This window comes from Cohnella sp. 56 (assembly GCF_037963805.1).
In the GTDB taxonomy this organism is placed as follows: domain Bacteria; phylum Bacillota; class Bacilli; order Paenibacillales; family Paenibacillaceae; genus Cohnella.
In genome coordinates this window covers 60860-78511 of the sequence record NZ_JAZDQE010000002.1, presented here as the reverse complement: position 1 = coordinate 78511, position 17652 = coordinate 60860, and the positions used below count along the sequence as shown (strand labels likewise).

Here is a 17652-nt window from a genome sequence, read left to right as displayed (position 1 = left end):
ATTTTAGGCTTGCGTCTTGTTCTGCGTCTGCTCTCTGTACTCCGAGGGCAACTGACCCGTATATTTGCTGAACACTCTCGTAAAATACCTGCGCTCGGCATAGCCGACCATTTGCCCGATCGCGGTAATACTCTTGTCGCTGATCGCCAGCATCGACTTGGCCATCTCCATCCGCTGCTTCGTGACATATTCGACGAACGTCTCGCCGAAATGCTGTTTGAACAGGAGGCTGAAGTAGCTGCCGCTGATGCCCAGATAATCGGCCAGCGTATCGATGCTAAGATCCGAGGACAGATTCCGTTCGATATAATCCCGCGCGGACAGCATCAGGACGTCGCTCGTCTTCTTTTTCATGACGCTGTCGATCGATCTGTCCACGAGCCGGTTGATGACAGCCAGCGTCTCGCGGATGCCCGGGTTGTGATCGAGCTGCTTCCAGAAAGCGGCCTCGTCCTCTCCCTGGATGACATCCATCGAGCGCATCTCCCGAAGCAAATGCAAACAGAGATAATGGAGGATGGGCTGCACCCGTTCGTAGGACGCGTCCGGCAGCTGCCTGAAGCTCTCGTTCAACTCCCTAAGCGCGCCTTCCGTTTTGCGCCGGTCGCAGCGCTTGAGCCCCGTGACCATCTCCTCGATCCGGTCCCACAGGCGCTGCGACTGCTCCGACTGCTCCTTCGCCCGTTCCGGCACGATAACCCCGCTGTCCTGTGCGGCGTTCAAGCTTAGCGAGCGCTGCAAATTTTTGTACACATGCGCCAGCTTCTCCAGCGACACCGGCGCCGGATGCAACGCTACCCGGATGCGCAGCTTCAGATAGCGTTCGACGGCATCGCGAAGCTGATTGCACCAGTCCTCGCATTGATGCTTGTCGAACGACTCGGGCGGCATGCGCTCGATCAACACGCACCATTCGCCGCTGCGGACCTGCAGCACGGAGTACGGAATCTGCAGCGTCGACAGATACTCCTGGAGCACGTTGTGTACGGCAAAATTCCACAGCTTGCGCTCCTTGTCGTCCCAGTTGCGCTCCTTCTGCGAATAATCCGCCACGTCGACGAGCAGCATGGCGAACGTCAGATCTTCGCCCGACAGCTCGTGATGCTTCAGCAGCGGTCGCGCCGAGCCCCCGCCGACTTCCATCAGAACGTCGTAGAGCACCTTCTCGTAGGCCAGATGGAACACCTGATGCCATTCCCGCTGAATATTTTGCTGCTCGGCCTGACGCTCGCGAATGCCTTCGACGAGCCTGCCGATCGTATGGCCGAGCTCGTCGTAGTCGATCGGCTTAAGAATATAATCCTTGACCTCATAGCGGATGACGGACCGGACATAGCTGAAGTCCTGATAACCTGTCATCATGATGACTTCGGCGTCAGAGCCGTGCTCCCGCAGCTCCTCCAGGAACCGTATCCCGTCCATGACCGGCATCCGGATGTCGCACAGAATGAGCTCGGGCGCCTGGCTGCGCACGATTTCAAGCGCGGCTTCGCCGTTTTTAGCCGTCCCTACGATATCGATATCCAGTTCGTCCCATGGAATGACCGCCTGCAAATTTTTGATAATATTGATCTCGTCATCCACCAATAGCGCCTTGAGCCTCATGCTCGTCCCCGCCTCTCCCGTCGCAAGGTATAACGCATTTGATGACCGTGCCCTGCCCCCGCGCGCTGCACAGCATGAGCCCGTAGCCCGTTCCATAATGAATGCGCAGCCGGTCGGCGACATTGCCGACGCCCATGCCGCGCCGCTCGCCCTTCTCCGGCGATTCCTCGTACATCTGATCAAGCATCGTCGCGCGGTTCGAGGCGAACTTCGCGAGTCTGTCGTTTGCGATGCCGATCCCATTGTCTTCGACGTAAAAAGCGATGCCGTTATGCTCGAACCTCGCGCAAACCCGGATTTTCCCGAGATAGTCGATCCCCTCGAAGCCGTGCTGGATGCTGTTCTCGACGAGCGGCTGCAGCGAGAGCTTCAGAATTGAGTGCTTCAGAATATCCGCAGGCACATCAATCTCATATTCGAACAATTCCTCGAACCGGAATTTTTGAATTTCCAGATAGCTGCGCAGATGCTCCAGTTCCTGCTCGATCGTTATTTCCTCTTTCTGCGTAATGCTGATGCGGAATATATTGCCCAGGCGCTGCACCATCTTGCTTACTTTTTTGCCCTCGTTCTGAACGGCGAGTATGTTGATCGATTCCAGCGCGTTGAACAGAAAGTGCGGTTTGATCTGCGCCTGGAGCAGCATCATTTCGGCCTTCCGCTTGCGCCTCTGCTCGGTCGTCACGTCATTCAGCAGCTCGGCAACCCGTTCCACGAGGCTGTTGAAGCCTTTGGCGAGTATGACGGTCTCGTCGTTGCCCACCATCGGCACTCGGGTCGTCAGATCGCCGCGCTCCACCTTTCTCATCGCCCCTACCACGGTCACGATAAAGCTGATCGTACGACGGACGAACATCAGATTGAAGACGAGCGCACATACGAGGCAGCCGAAAATAATGAACACGACATATCGCAAAATCGTAGCCAAATCGCCGGAAAGATAGCCCCAATCGGTCACGGTCACGAGCGTCCAGTCGCCTGTGCCCAAACGCTTGATATCGCCCAGATTATGCGCCGACACCAGGCTTTTTTGTCCGTCAAACGTCATTTTTATCGTTTGGAAATTTTGCCTCAGATCCAGCTTGTTGCCGGGATCGGCCGCTTGAGCGAAGGAGAGTCCTTCCATTTTTTTGGCGCTGTCATAAATAACGGTGCCGCCGCGGCCTACAATCAAGTAGCGGCGCTGTCCGTTCTCCTTCGTATTGTAAAAGTTGAACGTCCGGCCGAGCTCCGACATGCTGAAGCGCATGACGAGCACGCCGATCGGCTTGAGCGTATCGATGTCGAGCAGCACGCGTATTTGCGTAAACCAATTGTTGGCTCCCGTCAGCTTCATATCCTCGTAGGGTCCGATCCATACGGGCGCGCCGTTTTTGGCGACGACATCGGTATAGATCGGATTGTGCTCCAGTACGGTGCGCGGGATCGGATCGTCCGCATCGAAGTTCAGGTTCACGACCCGGCCGTCGACATGGTACAGCGTGACCGATTTGACGCCGGGATATGTGAGCAGCACCCTGCGCGTCAGTTTCTGCTTTTCGATCAGATCCTCATATTCGCCATTCTCTGCGTCCTGCTTGATTTGGCTGCGATTTTTATCTACCGTCTTGTTGCCCCCGAGCGCCTGCTCGACGCTCTCTACGCTGTCTTCCGTCGTCACCCAGAAGTCGGAGAAGTAGTTCGCTTCCTTGATCATATTGTTCAGGTTGCGTCCGATCGCGTTCATCGACAATTCCATCTGATCCGTGTACTTCTGCTCGGTGATGTGTTGGAATGCCAGATAGGTGATCGTCCCGAGCACGACCAGCGGCATGATGATAAAGAAAAAAAATGCGGTAAATACGCGTTTGCCCAGACTCATCGGCCCCAGCCTTCCTGTAGCCCGCGTGCGGGAGATGTGCGGCATTCTTCTTGGTGTCATTATAGCAGGATGTCGGACGGGCTTAACATTATTATATGAGTCGTCAATGGCCAGAATAAGAAGGCATTCCTATGGTAAGGGGATAAAATCGTCTACAACGTTATTGCGGAGGGAGCCGGGGTTGGGAGAGGGAAGGGGGGCAGTATATCGATTTTTTTCTTCGCATACCATTATCCCGCTCGCTCAGGAACCGGCTACAGGGACACCAGGGAATGCTGTCGATGAAACGATACTCGATAGAACGTACGCCGCAAATGGGAGATTTTGAGATTACACTTGAAATAGGAACATTTGTTCGGTATAATGAAAAAAACGATTGCCGGGAGGACCTTCCATGATCGCACATGATTTGGAATATCCGGACTTTCTATCTTGTTTCGGCACGGAGCAGGCCTGTGTCTCGGCATTGTTCGACGCGAGATGGCCGGGCGGTTATAGCTGTCCTGCTTGCAGTTGCCGCGATTACTATTTAATCTCTACCCGCCGCTTGCCTTTATACGAGTGCGCGTCCTGCGGGCTTCAGACGTCGATTACCGCAGGTACAGTCATGGCGGGCAGCCGTACGCCGCTAACCAGCTGGTTTCATGCCATGTATCTGCTGTCCCGCTCCAACGGCATCAGTGCGCTCCGTCTATCCGAGTCCATCCATGTCTCTTACAAGACAGCTTGGCTCATCGCGCATAAAATAAGGAACGCCATGTCAGCCGCTGACGCCACCGTAGCACTGTGCGGAAATATCCGTGTCGATCGCTGTCATTACGGCGATTCGATCTACGACGACGCGCGCCAACCGCTGCTGATCGGCGCCTCGCTGCGGGACGACGAACAGCCCGACTACGTCAAGATCAAGCAGCCTCATCCCGGCCATGTAGACGAATCCAAGAGATTCATTAAGCCAGAAGGCATCCGGGCTTTTTACGAGACACATACCGACAGCACCGAGCGGCCTGAGATAAGACTCTTTTTTAAGACAAACCCTGATCTTCTTCAGATCATACGTCAGGTCAACAGCTGGTTGAACCTTACTTTCAACGGTATCGGGGCCAAGCATCTTCAGAGCTATTTAAATGAATTTACCTTTCGCATCAATTGTATCGCTCGAGAGGCTGCCGCTTTTGCCGAGACCGCTCGCTGGTGCGCCCGCACACCTGTACTCACCTATCCCCGGCTGATCGCTCCTCGACCGATGTTGCAGCCTCCTTGGTTGATCTACGGCAGCAGATCCCGCTGGAAAGGCAAGCATATGTCACGCTGGGGCGCTTAGCATTCACATATTGTACTGGCGACGAGATCGTTGCGACCGGTTTTAAGCCGTCTCTGGCAGTTGATCTCCATTTCTAATTTACTGAATTTGAAATTACTCATTATAATGTGGCAACGTTCCTTCGAGTTTGTTGATAATGCTTTTCCGGACTCTCGCTTCTTGGATGCGTTGATATAGCGCTTGTCCGCGGTTCTGACTACGTTTAATCAGCGCTTTATTGCTCTGAAGTCGTTATAACCTGAGCCGACGGGATAATGGTATGAGTGGCGAGAATGGGGAGTAGCACCATGCGTATGGAACAAAAAGGAAAACCCTGCCCACACGGGCAAGGCTGCTGCTGAAGCGATATAAGTTAGCGTCGGAGCATCTGCTCGGCCGCGAACCGTCCCATCTCGACGCAATCGGGCAATCCTACGGCATCGAACGGAGCGCCGGTCGCATAGACGCCGGGCAGGGCGTGCAGCATCTCATCCCGCAGTTGAGCGATAGCGGCGGTATGGCCAACAGGATACTGCGGCATGGAACGCCGCAGGCGAGTAATCTCGACGAATGCCGGTTCGGCCTTCAAGCCCATCAGGTCGCGCAGGTCGTGTCTGACGGCAGCTGTCAGCGCTTCGTCTGTCAGCTCTACGCCGCTCTCGTCACCGGCACGGCCGACGTAGCAGCGAATCAAGCGCTTGTCTGGCGGAGCCGTGTGCAGCCACTTGGCCGAAGTCCAAGTGCTGGCCGTGATCGTCCGGTGCTCGGCATGCGGGACGAGGAACCCCGAACCGTCGAGCCGGCTGCCGAAGCCTGCTTGCTCGAACCCAAGCACGACATTCGCTACGGAGACATAATCGATGCGGCTTAGCGCCGACACGTCAACATGGGGCGACAGCAACGGAGCCGCAGCGAATGCGGGCAATGCGACCAGCACACGGTCGGCCTCGATCTCTGTGCCGTCCGACAAACCTATTAGATAGGTCGAGGCAGGGTCGCCGTCGTCCCCTCGCTTAATCGATTGGGCGGCAACGCCTAGCCGGATATCGCAGTTGTAGGCTTGCAGACGTGACTGCAAGGACTCGGTCAAGGTCGACAGGCCGTTGCGGAATGTCAGGAATGCCGTCGAAGGTATCGGCGCGCCGCCGACGGCGCTGGAACGAGCGGCAGCGGCTTGGGTCCCCGCTGCAGGCGCTTTGCGCTTGGCATCGATCATGCCGCGGATGACGCTGCCGTACTGGCGTTCCATCTTTGCGAACTGTGGAAATGTCGCCTGCAAGCCGAGCTTGTACAGGTCGCCTGCATGGATGCCAGCAAGCAGCGGCTCTGCAATTTTCTCGACCATCTCCCTGCCCAATCTGCGTTCGAGAAAAGCGCCGACGGACTCATCCTCGTCGGTCGTCTTGGGGGAGATACGCAGTTCGTCGAGCGCTCTCAGCTTGCCTAGGGGCGATACGAGCGAATTGTGCGCGAACGCACCCAAGTCGTTCGGTATGCCTAAGTTAAGACCTTTGGGCATCGGCCGAAGCTGGTCGCCGTGCGCCAGATAAGTCTTGGCCGCGGCCGGGTTGGTGCCTACGAGCTCCCCGAGCAGGCCGAGCTCCCGTGCCAGATGCAGCATCGGGAGCTTGCGGCCGAGGAACGAATCCGGTCCCCGCTCGATGACGAAGCCGTCCCGGCGCAGCGTGTTGACCTTGCCGCCGAGCCGGTCGGACGCTTCGATCAGCGTCACGCGAACCTGGATGCCCGCTTCGTCAGCCATGCGGCAGACGTAAAACGCTGCGCTGAGTCCGGTCAGCCCTCCGCCCGCGATCGCGATCCGAATCGTTTGGTCCGTACTCATGCTTCCGGCGCTCCGCCCGATAGGTGCTGAGCTTCGGACCGCCCTGCCGCTTCGAGCACGGAATCGGCGAGCGCCTCCATATACTTGGGATCGTCATTGAGCATATCGATGCGTGCCAGCGAGATGCCAAGCTCGGCGGCGTGACGCTTCGCTTCGATGTCGATATCGTACAACACCTCGAGGTGATCCGAGACGAAGCCGACCGGCGTGACGAGAACCTTGGCAACACCTTCTCCGGCGAGGCCGCTCAGCGTGTCCAAAATATCGGGTCCGAGCCAAGGCTGGCCCGTCTGCCCTGCGCTCTGCCAGGTGAACTGCCAACGCGCGATGCCGGTCGCTTGCGCGACAGCCCGGGACGTCTCCAGCAGCTCATCCTGATAAGGGTCGTTCAGCTCCAATATTCGTGCCGGCAAACTGTGCGCGCTGAACAGAACGAGCGTCTCGTCGGCCGGTCCTTGGAGCTTGGCCAGTCCGCTCGTCACACGCTCGGCTAACGCCTCGATCAATGCGGGATGCAGATGGTAGCGCTGCACGCCTGCGAAGGCAATGCCGTGCGCCGCAGCCGCCTCCTCGGCTCGCTTCAGATATCCGCCTACGCTCATGGACGAATATTGCGGCGTCAATACGATGCCGACAGCCTCGCGAATGCCGTCCTCGGCCATTGCCGCGATGCCATCCTCGATGAACGGCGCCGCATGCTTAAGACCCTGGTAACAAACATAGCGGCCCGGTCCGGCCAGCTCGTCCAGCTTCTGCTGGAGCGCGGCAACCTGACGGTTCGTATTCTCCCGGAGCGGGAACACGCCTCCCACGATCGCCTGATACCGGGAGGTCAGATCCTCCAGCTGCTCTGCCGTAGGCGGATGTCCCCGGCGGATATGCGTATAATAAGCCTCGACGCCCTCGAGGCTCTCCGGCGTGCCGTAGGACATGACGAGGACGCCCACGGGAGCGCGATTCGAACCGCTCATACAGATACCTCCGTTGCCAGCTTCTGCCGGGTGTAGTCGTGAATGTAGTCCGTAAGTTCCTTTAACTTGTCCAGCGAAGCTTCGGGGAACAACCCGTGACCGAGATTAAAAATAAAGCCGGGCTCGCGCATGCCCTCGTCCAGAATGGCACGAGCCTTGGCGTGGATGACATCCTGCGGCGCCGTCAGGACGTAAGGATCGAGATTGCCTTGAACGGCAAATCGCCCTCCCGTCCGCCTGCGGCCTTCGGCGATGGATACACGCCAGTCGAGGCCGATGACGTCGGCCTGCAGGTTGTCCATCAGAGGCAGCAGCTCTCCAGAGCTGACGCCTGGGAAGTAGATCTTAGGAATATCGAGATCGGCCGTCTGCGCGAAAATATGCTCGACGTGAGGCAGCACGAATTCCTTGAAATCCTGCGGCGCCAGCGCGCCGACCCAGCTGTCGAACAGCTGTACGGCCTGGGCGCCGGAAGCGGCATGCGAGCGCAGATAGGAGGCGGCCATGTCGGCGAGCTTGCCCATCAGCTTGTGCCAGACGGCAGGCTGTCCGTACATGAGCGCCTTGGTGCGAATATAGGACTTGGACGGCCGTCCCTCTACGATATAACTGGCCAGCGTGAACGGCGCGCCGGCGAATGTAATGAGGGGCACGTCCAGCTCCCGGCTCAAAATACGGATCGTCTCGAGCACATGTCCCAGGTCACGCTCCGCGTCAATCGGCACAAGACGGTCCACGTCGGCTTCCGAGCGAACCGGATTGTGGATGACCGGGCCGATATCCTTGACGATATCAAAGTCGATGCCGATCGATGCGACCGGATTCATAATGTCGGAGTACAGGATGGCGGCGTCCACGCCCAGCTTGCGCACGGGCATCATCGTCACCTCGGCAGCCAGCTCGGGCTGCCTGCATATTTCCAGCAGACTGTACTTTTCCTTGATCTTGCGGTAATCGGGGTCGTACCTTCCAGCTTGTCGCATATACCAGACGGGCACCCTGTCGACGGGCTCGCGCCTGCACGCGCGCAAGAAGCGGTCATTCATTTTTGCCGTGTCCCCTTTATGTATTAGGATAGTTCCCGTTGCTCACGTGTTCATTCGGTTTTATTATGCCCTTTTTGACCGAACGCCACAACCTTCCGCTCGCGGGACCTTATGACAATCCATTGACAAACTGTTAAATATCCGATGAAGAAATGAGGCGGAAGCGTGGAGCGCTGGAAAATCAATCTTGCGGTGCTATGGCTGGGGAACTTTCTGGTGATGGCGGGCATGACGATGATTACGCCGTTTCTATCTCTATATTTGCAGCAGGATCTCGGTGTCGTCGGCGAACATGAGATCGGGGTGTGGGCAGGGCTAATATTTGCGGCGAACTTCGTTACCTCGTTTTTCTTCCAGCCGCTCTGGGGCAAGCTGTCCGACCGCTACGGCCGCAAGGTAATGCTGCTGCGCTCGGGCTTCGGCATGTCGATCGTCATGGTGCTGATGGGCTTTGCGGCGACGCCCCTCCATCTGCTGCTGCTGCGGATGGCCAACGGCATCATCTCGGGCTTCTCTCCTGCTGCCGTCTCGCTCGTATCCGCCTCGACGCCGAAGCACAAGATCGGCTTCGCCATGGGCACGCTGCAATCCGGCGGCACGGCCGGCACGATACTCGGCCCCTTGATCGGCGGCCTGATGGCCGACACGTTCGGCTTCCGGCCGATCTTCTATATTACCGGCTCGCTCATGTTCGTCGCCTCGATGCTGTCCTGGCTGCTCGTGCGCGAGCGGTTCGACAGGGCGGCAGCCCGCGTCGCCCCGGCCACCAGCCTCGCCAGGGGATTCGGGGCGCTCGTCGCCATTCGGCAGCTGCCTGCGCTGTTCACCGTCACCTTCCTCATTCAATTCGCGATGCTCAGTCCGATGGCGCTCATCCCGATCTACGTGCAGCACCTGCACGGCACGACCGAGAATCTCGCCTTCTGGGCCGGCTTCGTCGGGTCCGTCACCGGCCTGTCGAATATGGTCAGCGCGCCGCTGCTGGGCCGTCTGAGCGACCGCAGCGGCGCGACGCGCGTGCTGTTCTGGTCGCTGATCGGCGCCGGCGTCTTCTTCATCCCCCAGGCATTCGCGGCCAATGTCGGCGAGCTCCTCGTCTGCCGCTTCCTGCTCGGCTGCTTCGTCGGCGGGCTCATCCCGACGGTCAATGCGCTGATCCGCCGCCATACGCCCGACGACAAGGTCAGCATGGCGTTCGGCTTCAACAGCAGCGCCGTCGCGCTGGGCAATATGGCCGGGCCGATCGTCGGCGGCGCGCTGTCGGGCTATATCGGCATCGAGGGGCTGTTCCTCGTCTCTGCCGCCGCCCTCCTGGCGACCGCGCTGTGGACCTGGCTCTCTCTCGTTCGCCGTGATGTCCTCCGCGAGGTTAGCCGCGAACCATAAACAAAGCCAAGCCGTCATATGCGGGCAGGTGAGTGCCGATCAATCGCGGATCGGAGGCGAGCCCGCTATTGAAAGCGCGAACGGCCTGAACGGCTGGCCCTTGCTTCGCTTCGTTCAACGTCCGCCCCCGCAGCAGCGTGTTGTCCGCCGCGATGATCGCACCCGGCAATGCGAGGCCGATCGCCCTTTCCAAATAATTCGGATAGTTCTCCTTGTCAGCGTCAATAAAGAAAAAATCAAACCTCCGCCCCTGCGAAGCCAGCAAATCCAGGGAAGCCAGCGCATCGCCCGCAATCATCTCCGCCTGGCCGCCGTAGCCCGCCGCCGCAATATTCGCCGCCGCGAGCTCGGCGTAATCCGGCCGCAGCTCGAGCGAGGTGAGCCTGCCTTCATTCGCAAGGCCGCGCGCCAGACAGATGCCGCTGTAGCCGGCCAGCGCACCGATCTCCAGCACCGACTGGCAGCGTGCCGCCGCGACCAGCATCGTCAGCAGCCTGCCGTAGCCGGGCGCTACCGATATGTCCGGCATCCCCCGTTCACGAATCGACTCGGTCACGCGCACAAGCTCCGGGTCCTCCGCAAAAAGCCCGTCGAAGTAAGCCTCGGGCGTTTGTTCCCTTTTCGCAGCGTTCGTTTCCTCCATCGTTCTCTTCCTCTCATTTCCAGGTTCTTTTTCAGCATATCCAATTATAGTATACTGTTCTTTATGTCGCTCCTTTTTGTACCGCGTCGATGCGTCAAATCGGCGTAAATCATGAAAGCGGGGAAATGTACGATGCACACGCAGCTTCGAACGACGGCCTCCAAATGGCTCAGAATGATTGGAGCAGGGCTGGCCGCTTGGCCCTATTGGGCCGCCATGCTGCTCGTTATCTCGGTCGTATATAAGCTGAATTGGCTAGATCATCAGCTGAACGTCGGAGGCATGAACGAGTGGAAATGGAAAGTGAACTACGGCGCCATGGTGATCGTCACCTTCTGGCTCGTCTGGCTGGGCCGGCGCACGCGCGCGATTGTGATTGCCCTGCTGGATATCCTCTTATCCATCCTGCTATTTGCCGACCTCGTATATTTCAGATACTTCAAAGACTTCTTGTCGGTCCCCGTCCTGCTGCAGGCCAATCAAGTCAGCTCGCTGGAAGACAGCATCTGGAGTCTCGTTCACCGGAGCGATCTGATCCTGTTCTGCGATATCCCTGCGGCTGTCGCATTCGCCGTATGGACTTGCTGGCATTGGCGGCCCTCCAGGCTCGCGCGGATCCGGGCGTCTTCAACCGCGCCGAAGCGCTCCCGCGCCCGCTTCATGCTGAACACTGCGCTTGCGGCCGTGCTGCTCGCGATGGGCATCACACTGATCGCAGGACCCGTCAATCAGCAAAAAAACGGCTGGGCAACCGGCCTGTTCGTCGGCAACTGGTGGAACATTCCGATCTACAACGTGACTGGCCTGCTCGGATTCCACGGCTACGATACGTACCGCTACGCCAAGGAGCATTGGTTCGGCGGCGGCGTCAGCCACGAGCAAATTCAAGAAGCCCGGGACTGGTTCGGCGAACGCAAGCAGCTGCAGGATCAAGCGATGTCCGAGCCGATGTTCGGCGCAGCGGCCGGCAAAAATGTATTGATCATCCAGGCGGAGGCGTTCCAGTCGTTCGTCATCGGTCAGACAGTAGAGGGCAAGGAAATCACGCCTTACCTGAACGCACTCATCGGCAAAAGCTTGTACTTTCCGAACTTCTATCACCAGACCGGCCAGGGCCGCACCTCGGACGCCGATTTTCTGACCAGTTGTTCGCTCCACCCGATGCCCACCGGCTCCGTATTCATCCGGTTCGCGGATCACGACTTCAATTGTCTGCCCGAGATTCTGAACGGCAAGGGCTATGACACGACAATTCATCATGCGTACGACGGCAGCTTCTGGAATCGCAACAACATGTATCACAACATGGAGTACGGCAAGTTTTACAACATCAAGGACTTCAATATCGACGAGGAGCCGCTCGGCTGGTCGCTCGGAGACAAGTCGTTCCTGCAGCAGACGGTCGATCAGATCCAGGAGCGCGGCGCCTCGCCGTTCTACGCGATGGCCATCACCATATCCGGCCACCATCCGTTCAACCTGCCGGACAGCAAGACCGAATTCGAAGTCGGTGCATTCGAGGGCGCGACGTTCGGCGATTATATCAAGGCGGCGCACTATGTGGATGCGGCGATCGGCGAGCTCGTAGACCGCCTCCAGCAGGAGGGGCTATGGGACAATACGGCGCTCATGCTCTACGGCGACCATGACAACTCGTTGTACGACAAAAAGCCCTACGAGCAGCTGCTCGGAAAGTCGCTGAGCGACGAGGAGATGGACGCGATCATCCGCAAGGTGCCGTTCTTCATCCACTTCCCCGGCGACGAATATGCAGGCGTCAGCGAGAAAACGGCCGGCCAGCTGGACACGGCCCCGACTATTCTGCAGATGCTCGGCATACCGATGGGCGACAATAAGATGATGGGCGTCAGCATGCTGTCCGCCGCGGAAAAACCTGTTGTATTCCGCACCGGCGGCTTCACGGACGGCAAAGTATATTATACGCCGTCTAACGACGGCTCAGGCGCAGGCGGAGCCTGCTACTCGCTGGCAGACGGCGCTGCTGCCGATATGTCGGCCTGCGCTGCCGGCAAGGATGCCGCCCAGCTGGAGCTGCAAATATCCGATCTCGTCGTCGAGCACGATCTGCTGCCCGTTCTGAAGAAGGAAGAGTGAGGCAAAGCGCCGCGTACCTGCCCAAGCTATAAAAGAAGCGCTCGACCGCGAATACGGTCGGGCGCTTCTTTTATAGCTTGGGGGCTTTAAAGCTTCGGAGCCTTAATGTACGGCTTGACCTTCTCGAGCGCCTCGTCTTCGGTAGGCGCGGCGATATATCTGCCGTTGATGAAAATAAACGCCCGCTTGGCGCACGGGCCGCAATAGGACTTGCAGCCGACGCGGATCTCGGCGGCGGGGTCCAGCTTCTGGAGCTTGCCCGCGAGCGTCTTGATCCGAGTATGCTTGCACTTGTCGCAGATCCGGATGTCGTTCGGGCTGGCGCAGGCGCCGGGGTCGGCTGCCGGGATGACCCAGCTCTCAGGGGGGACGGCCCTGTTCCCCGGAGACGCGATGCGGCTCTCAGTGGTCGCCATGGTTCCCCTTGCTCGGGTTCGTGATGACGAAGCCTTCCTGAGGGAAGTACAGGTAGTCGATCTTGACCCCGTCGAGCAGCTCCTCGCCCTTCGTCAGCAGAACGTCGATCTCTTTATCGGTTGAGACGATCTCGTCATTGTCCCCCGGCTTGGACATGTCCAGACCGTAGTGAGCGTGATCGCCGTGGCTGTGCGTAATCATGACGCGAAGAATAAGACCTTCGTTCTCCGGCTTGTCCAGTTCTTGACGCAGCACCTTGGCGGCATTGCGCGTGATCTTGCATTGCATGGTCGTCCACTCCATTCGTAGGCATCTCTCCCTGCGCGGATATGGATTATCGCCGGGAAGATCACATTCTATTGTATAACCCGGCGGGGCTTAAGTCCAGCGCTTCCGTCAACAGCCGCATACAGTCGTCGTATACATCCTCGAAGTCGGAAACAGGCAGCGGATTGCGGCCATAGCCGGCCTCTACGGTGAAGCCGGGTCGGCGGAACTTCGCGATGAACCAATCCTTGAAGCCCGCATCGCTGCCGGTCAGCTCGACGGGGCGGTAGCCGGAGGCGAGGCCGAGCCGATGCGCCCAGCCCTTCGCCTCCTGGGGCTCCAGCCCGCCGTAGTTCCAATAGATCTCCTCCCCCTGCGTATGAAGCGCGATCGCGGCGTCGAAGCTGTGCGCCTCCGTAAACTCGGCCAGCGCGGCGGCCTCCGGCTCCGAGAGCGGGGCCTCGCCGCTGTAATCCCGGGGCGCCGGCCCCGGTACGGCGCGACGCCGCCGCTCCTCCTCCCAGCCCGCCGGGAACTGATCGTTCAGATCGACGCCCCTGATATTCGCCTTCCAGTTGCGGAATACGGAGGAGCCCCGATTCCAGCGACCGATACGTTGGGCATGCGGATGATCGGGGGACAGCCCCTCCTGGACAAGCTCGACGCCGTCCGGATTCACCATCGGCACGACCCACAGCGTCGTCCGCCTGTACAGCGCCGCCGCATCCGCTCCCCCGATCGATGTCCTGCGCCGGCAGGCGCGGCTGTAATCTTCCAAATACCGCATCGCAATCACCGAGGTGATCCATTCATTGGCGTGCATGGCGGCGTTCAGATGCCAGCTGAACGGCCCTTCCCCGATGCCGACCGCCACGATCGGCTTGCCCATCACGCTCCGGCCGATCGTCCTGACCTTGAGAAACGGAAACGCTCTCGTCAGCCGCTTCAGGTCGGCGGCCAGCCGCCCCGGCCCATAGCCCGACGACGGCAGGACGATTCGGTTATGCGTAGAGGGAGGCAGGATCAGGCGGGTACCCGATTCCGGCTCCCGGTTCGATGGCAGCTGCGGATTGAGCGCTCTGATGCGGCTCTCCGCGCATTGATAATTCGCCGCCAGCTTGGCCAGCGTATCGCCCGGCTGGACGATGCAGGCGCGGCGCGGCGCCAGGGGCAAATACAGCAATTCCCCGGGGCGGATCGGCTCGTCCGCAGCGCGCTGCGGATTCGCGCGCGCCAGCTCGCCGATGCCGAGCCCCGCCGCCTTCGCGATCGAGCGGTACGTATCTCCCGGCATCGCCATATATTGCTCGCTGCGCAAGTCTATCACTCCATCCGTCGGGATATTTGGGGTGATATTTTATTATGATGCCGCAGCGCGGGATATGCCCCCTGCTCCCTCTCGCATACAAAAACGAAGCCTTCGCGGCAAGTCTCTCGACTGCCGGAAGGCTAAAAGCGTCCTATGAATGCTGCATCGGCATAGGCTCACGCGCCGATATGCGGAACTTGCCAGACGACAGGCGTCAGCCGGATCTGCGCGCCGAGCCACGTCTGCGCGATCTCGCGGAACTTCGCCGGATCGCCGCTGCAGAAAAACTGGTGAAGCGGCTCCGCATCCCCCGCGGCCAGCTGCCCCGTCCGCTCGAGGATGGTGCGGATCTCGCGTGCGGTCTCGTCCGCCGAGCTGATGAGCGCGACGCCCGGCCCCATCGTCTCGGCGATCGTATCTGCCAGAAACGGATAATGCGTACACCCGAGGATTAGGCTGTCCATCCCCGTCCCCCGCAGCGGAGCAAGCGCCTCCTCGACGATCTCATGCGTATGCGCCGACCGGAAGTTGCCGTCCTCCACGAGCGGCACGAAGCCCGGACAAGCCTTGCTGATGACCTTGACGCCGTCCTCGGACAGCAGGTTCAGCGCCGCCTCGTAGGCGCCGCTGCGAATCGTGCCCTCCGTGCCGATGACGCCGACGACATTGGTGCGCGTGCGGCCGAGCGCCGCGCGGGCGCCGGGGCCGATGACGCCGACGACGGGAACGGAGACGCGGGCCGTAATATCGTCGAGCGCGACGGCTGTCGCCGTATTGCATGCGATGACGATCATCTTGGGTTCGAATTGAATGAGGTAATCGACGATCTCCCGGGTGAACGCAACAACTTGCTCGGCGGAGCGTGGGCCGTAGGGTGTGCGCGCCGTATCGCCGAAGTATAATATCTTTTCCCGGGGGAGCTGACGCATCACTTCCTTGACGACTGTCAGTCCGCCCACTCCGGAGTCCAGGACTGCGATCGCTTGTTGCACGAGAACACCGCTTTCTGCTAAAGGGATGACGAATCTTGATACAGTATGAGTATCGGTCGAAAAAGGTACCTACATATTAGCGCATATTCATGCGGGGTTCAAGGCATGCGAAAAGCGCCGTCCGGCTGCCCGGACGGCGCTGCTGCGGCGGGTGCGGACGGCCGCTGGCGTCAGACCGTTCCCGTGTCCGACAGCTCTTCCGCCGCTTCCGCCACTTCCGTCGAGGCGTTCTTTTTGCCGAGCTTGGCGCGGATATCGCCCGCCCAATCGGCCGACTTCTTGGCGAGCGTCTGCGCCGCAGTGCCGGCCGCCTTGCCGAGCTCGGCCGTCTTGCCGCCTACGAGCTGCGCCTTGTCGCCGATATCCTTGCGCAGCTCCTTGCCCGCCTTCGGCGCCAGCAGCAGCCCTGCCGCAGCGCCGAGCGCCGCGCCCGATACGGCGCCGATGAGGAAAGTCTTCACAGCTTTGCGGTTTGCCATCTTTAATCCCTCCGTGAGTTGTCGTTCTATGCCTTCACGGCACGTTTGTCGCATGCCCGACTACTCATCCCGGTCTTCGCCGCCGGGAGCGGAGACGACACCCTGCCGTCCGTCCGCGTCCGGCGGCGTTCCGCCCGCAGTTCCCATGCATCGCCCTGCCGCTGCCGCCAGCCCGCCGAGCCGGCTCAGCCACCCTGCCGGCTCGGCAGCTTCGGCATCGCCGTCGTCTTCGCGGCGCCCGCCGCTGTCGCGCGTCCAGCGCGTCAGCCTGTCGCTCCAGCTATCGAGCAGCTCCGCTCCCGCTTCGGCCGAGCGGGCCGCCGCAGCCATGAGCGCCCTGCCGCCTTCGGCGAGCCTGCTCGCCGACCTGGCTGCGGCCAGACACAGCTCCGCGGCTTCCGCTGCGCGGGCCGCCAGCCGCCTGTGCTGCCGCAGCGTCTTCGCCGCCTCCGCCTCCAGCGTCTTCGCTGCCGCAGCGCAGGCTTGCAGCGCACGCGCCGCTGCCAGCCCTGCGATCAGCACCGCCGCAGCCATCGCAACGCACAACACCGCCGCCGCATAACCTGCGATCGTCCAGGCCATCGTCTCCCTCCTCCCGAGCGTCGTCGCTTGTGCCGGGCATCCGCCCATGCGCTCAACACAGTATAAGTACGCCGGGCTTGTCTTGACACAGCCTACGCAAAAAAAGCCGGCTGGAGGATTCGTCCTCCGCCGGCTCGCGCCAGAAATCGTTCGTTCGACAATCAAATTCAGGACGAAGCCGCCTGATCCTGGGGCACGCGCCGTATCGCGTACGTGCATCTGCCTCCGCCGTCCGCAATGCACTCCGTCCGCTTCACTTCGGCATTCAGCAGCGCTTCGAACAGCTGATGCTCGCAGCGGCACGCCTCCCGGTACTTGCCCGCCACCTGCGCGATCGGGCAGTTGAATTCGTACAGCGTGTATTGCTCGCCCGGACCGCTATGCTCCCAGTGAGACATGTAACCTGCCGCCTGCTGGATCGCAGCCAGCTCCACCACCCGCGCCTCCAGCGTCTCGCCGGTCATGGATGCCCCGTGCCTGGCGATGAGCTTGTCGCGGCGTCCGGCGAACATGCGGCCGATGATCTCCTCGCCGGCAGGATCGCCGTCCAGCTCCTCGAGCAGATCGAGCGTCAGCTGCGGATACTTCTTCGGAAAAAGATCGTCCGCGCGCTCCGTCAGCCTGTATCTGGCCACGGGCCTGCCCATCGCCTGCTTCACGATCGTAGCGGCGATCAAGCCTTCGCGCTCCAGGATCTGAACATGTCTGCGCACGCCCATCTCCGTGAGCGACAGCGCCTGCGACAGCTCGGATATGCTGCTGCCGCCGCTCGTCCGGAGCGTCTGCAGCAGCTGCTGTCTCGTTGTCATCGTGTCGTCTTGCGGCAGCATATG

At 60.1% G+C, this 17652-nt stretch carries 16 protein-coding genes; 3 read left to right on the top strand and 13 right to left on the bottom strand.

The genetic code is table 11. The features are described from left to right. Positions 1 to 3 precede the first annotated feature (3 nt). Complete coding sequence (locus tag VQ071_RS03335; RefSeq protein ID WP_340512447.1) at positions 4 to 1605, bottom strand: response regulator; 1602 nt, start codon at positions 1603 to 1605, stop codon at positions 4 to 6. Next, complete coding sequence (locus tag VQ071_RS03330; RefSeq protein ID WP_340512446.1) at positions 1577 to 3466, bottom strand: cache domain-containing sensor histidine kinase; 1890 nt, start codon at positions 3464 to 3466, stop codon at positions 1577 to 1579. Before VQ071_RS03330 ends, VQ071_RS03335 begins: the two co-directional genes overlap by 29 nt. Positions 3467 to 3860: 394 nt before the next feature. On the opposite strand from VQ071_RS03330, the gene VQ071_RS03325 reads away from it, so the two are divergent. Further along, a complete protein-coding gene (locus VQ071_RS03325; protein WP_340512445.1) occupies positions 3861 to 4790 on the top strand; it encodes an IS1595 family transposase in 930 nt (309 codons plus the stop codon). Positions 4791 to 5142: 352 nt separating this feature from the next. On the opposite strand, the gene hemG is transcribed toward VQ071_RS03325, so the two are convergent. Genes hemG through hemE form a run of 3 tightly spaced genes read right to left on the bottom strand, consistent with a single transcriptional unit; the run spans position 5143 to position 8629 of the window. Next, entirely contained in the window at positions 5143 to 6612 is a 1470-nt protein-coding gene (gene hemG / locus VQ071_RS03320) for a protoporphyrinogen oxidase (RefSeq protein WP_340512444.1), read from the bottom strand. After that, a complete protein-coding gene (hemH, locus tag VQ071_RS03315; protein ID WP_340512442.1) occupies positions 6609 to 7583 on the bottom strand; it encodes a ferrochelatase in 975 nt (324 codons plus the stop codon). Before hemH ends, hemG begins: the two co-directional genes overlap by 4 nt. Beyond that, positions 7580 to 8629 (bottom strand): uroporphyrinogen decarboxylase, encoded by a 1050-nt coding sequence (gene hemE, locus VQ071_RS03310; protein WP_340512441.1) that lies wholly within the window; start codon positions 8627 to 8629, stop codon positions 7580 to 7582. Before hemE ends, hemH begins: the two co-directional genes overlap by 4 nt. A 165-nt stretch (positions 8630 to 8794) precedes the next feature. Between hemE and VQ071_RS03305 the strand changes: the two genes are divergently transcribed. Continuing rightward, complete coding sequence (locus tag VQ071_RS03305; RefSeq protein WP_340512440.1) at positions 8795 to 10015, top strand: MFS transporter; 1221 nt, start codon at positions 8795 to 8797, stop codon at positions 10013 to 10015. Here the strand turns inward: VQ071_RS03305 and VQ071_RS03300 are convergent. After that, positions 9999 to 10658 (bottom strand): O-methyltransferase, encoded by a 660-nt coding sequence (locus VQ071_RS03300; RefSeq protein ID WP_340512439.1) that lies wholly within the window; start codon positions 10656 to 10658, stop codon positions 9999 to 10001. The two genes, VQ071_RS03305 and VQ071_RS03300, sit on opposite strands and share 17 nt — an antisense overlap. Positions 10659 to 10790: 132 nt before the next feature. On the opposite strand from VQ071_RS03300, the gene VQ071_RS03295 reads away from it, so the two are divergent. Continuing rightward, on the top strand, positions 10791 to 12773 hold the full coding sequence (locus VQ071_RS03295; RefSeq protein WP_340512438.1) for an LTA synthase family protein: 1983 nt from the start codon (positions 10791 to 10793) through the stop codon (positions 12771 to 12773). An 86-nt stretch (positions 12774 to 12859) separates the two neighbouring features. Here VQ071_RS03295 and VQ071_RS03290 read toward each other — a convergent pair whose 3' ends face one another. The 7 genes from VQ071_RS03290 to VQ071_RS03260 all read right to left on the bottom strand — a co-directional run bounded on the left by VQ071_RS03290 (position 12860) and on the right by VQ071_RS03260 (position 17649). Further along, entirely contained in the window at positions 12860 to 13123 is a 264-nt protein-coding gene (locus tag VQ071_RS03290; RefSeq protein ID WP_340512906.1) for a DUF1450 domain-containing protein, read from the bottom strand. 52 nt (positions 13124 to 13175) lie between these two features. After that, positions 13176 to 13478, bottom strand: a complete 303-nt coding sequence (locus VQ071_RS03285) for an iron-sulfur cluster assembly accessory protein (protein WP_340512905.1) — start codon at positions 13476 to 13478, stop codon at positions 13176 to 13178. Between the two features lie 61 nt (positions 13479 to 13539). Then, positions 13540 to 14775 carry a M14 family zinc carboxypeptidase gene (locus tag VQ071_RS03280; protein WP_340512437.1) on the bottom strand — a complete coding sequence of 412 codons (1236 nt, stop codon included), beginning with the start codon at positions 14773 to 14775 and terminating at the stop codon, positions 13540 to 13542. Positions 14776 to 14942: 167 nt separating this feature from the next. After that, entirely contained in the window at positions 14943 to 15758 is an 816-nt protein-coding gene (racE, locus tag VQ071_RS03275) for a glutamate racemase (RefSeq protein ID WP_340512436.1), read from the bottom strand. Positions 15759 to 15928: 170 nt separating this feature from the next. Continuing rightward, entirely contained in the window at positions 15929 to 16237 is a 309-nt protein-coding gene (locus VQ071_RS03270; RefSeq protein ID WP_340512435.1) for a YtxH domain-containing protein, read from the bottom strand. A 60-nt stretch (positions 16238 to 16297) separates the two neighbouring features. Next, the gene (locus VQ071_RS03265; RefSeq protein ID WP_340512434.1) at positions 16298 to 16819 is read right to left on the bottom strand and encodes a hypothetical protein; all 522 of its coding nucleotides are present in this window, start codon (positions 16817 to 16819) and stop codon (positions 16298 to 16300) included. A 167-nt stretch (positions 16820 to 16986) separates the two neighbouring features. After that, entirely contained in the window at positions 16987 to 17649 is a 663-nt protein-coding gene (locus tag VQ071_RS03260; RefSeq protein WP_340512433.1) for a helix-turn-helix transcriptional regulator, read from the bottom strand. Positions 17650 to 17652: the final 3 nt, after the last annotated feature.

What these genes read in the sequence shown, in the direction of transcription:
- VQ071_RS03335 (WP_340512447.1), bottom strand. Translation starts at nt 1,605, where the DNA reads ATGAGGCTCAAGGCGCTATTGGTGGATGACGAGATCAATATTATCAAA.
- VQ071_RS03330 (WP_340512446.1), bottom strand. Translation starts at nt 3,466, where the DNA reads ATGAGTCTGGGCAAACGCGTATTTACCGCATTTTTTTTCTTTATCATC.
- VQ071_RS03325 (WP_340512445.1), top strand. Translation starts at nt 3,861, where the DNA reads ATGATCGCACATGATTTGGAATATCCGGACTTTCTATCTTGTTTCGGC.
- hemG (WP_340512444.1), bottom strand. Translation starts at nt 6,612, where the DNA reads ATGAGTACGGACCAAACGATTCGGATCGCGATCGCGGGCGGAGGGCTG.
- hemH (WP_340512442.1), bottom strand. Translation starts at nt 7,583, where the DNA reads ATGAGCGGTTCGAATCGCGCTCCCGTGGGCGTCCTCGTCATGTCCTAC.
- hemE (WP_340512441.1), bottom strand. Translation starts at nt 8,629, where the DNA reads ATGAATGACCGCTTCTTGCGCGCGTGCAGGCGCGAGCCCGTCGACAGG.
- VQ071_RS03300 (WP_340512439.1), bottom strand. Translation starts at nt 10,658, where the DNA reads ATGGAGGAAACGAACGCTGCGAAAAGGGAACAAACGCCCGAGGCTTAC.
- VQ071_RS03295 (WP_340512438.1), top strand. Translation starts at nt 10,791, where the DNA reads ATGCACACGCAGCTTCGAACGACGGCCTCCAAATGGCTCAGAATGATT.
- VQ071_RS03285 (WP_340512905.1), bottom strand. Translation starts at nt 13,478, where the DNA reads ATGCAATGCAAGATCACGCGCAATGCCGCCAAGGTGCTGCGTCAAGAA.
- VQ071_RS03270 (WP_340512435.1), bottom strand. Translation starts at nt 16,237, where the DNA reads ATGGCAAACCGCAAAGCTGTGAAGACTTTCCTCATCGGCGCCGTATCG.
- VQ071_RS03265 (WP_340512434.1), bottom strand. Translation starts at nt 16,819, where the DNA reads ATGGCCTGGACGATCGCAGGTTATGCGGCGGCGGTGTTGTGCGTTGCG.
- VQ071_RS03260 (WP_340512433.1), bottom strand. Translation starts at nt 17,649, where the DNA reads ATGCTGCCGCAAGACGACACGATGACAACGAGACAGCAGCTGCTGCAG.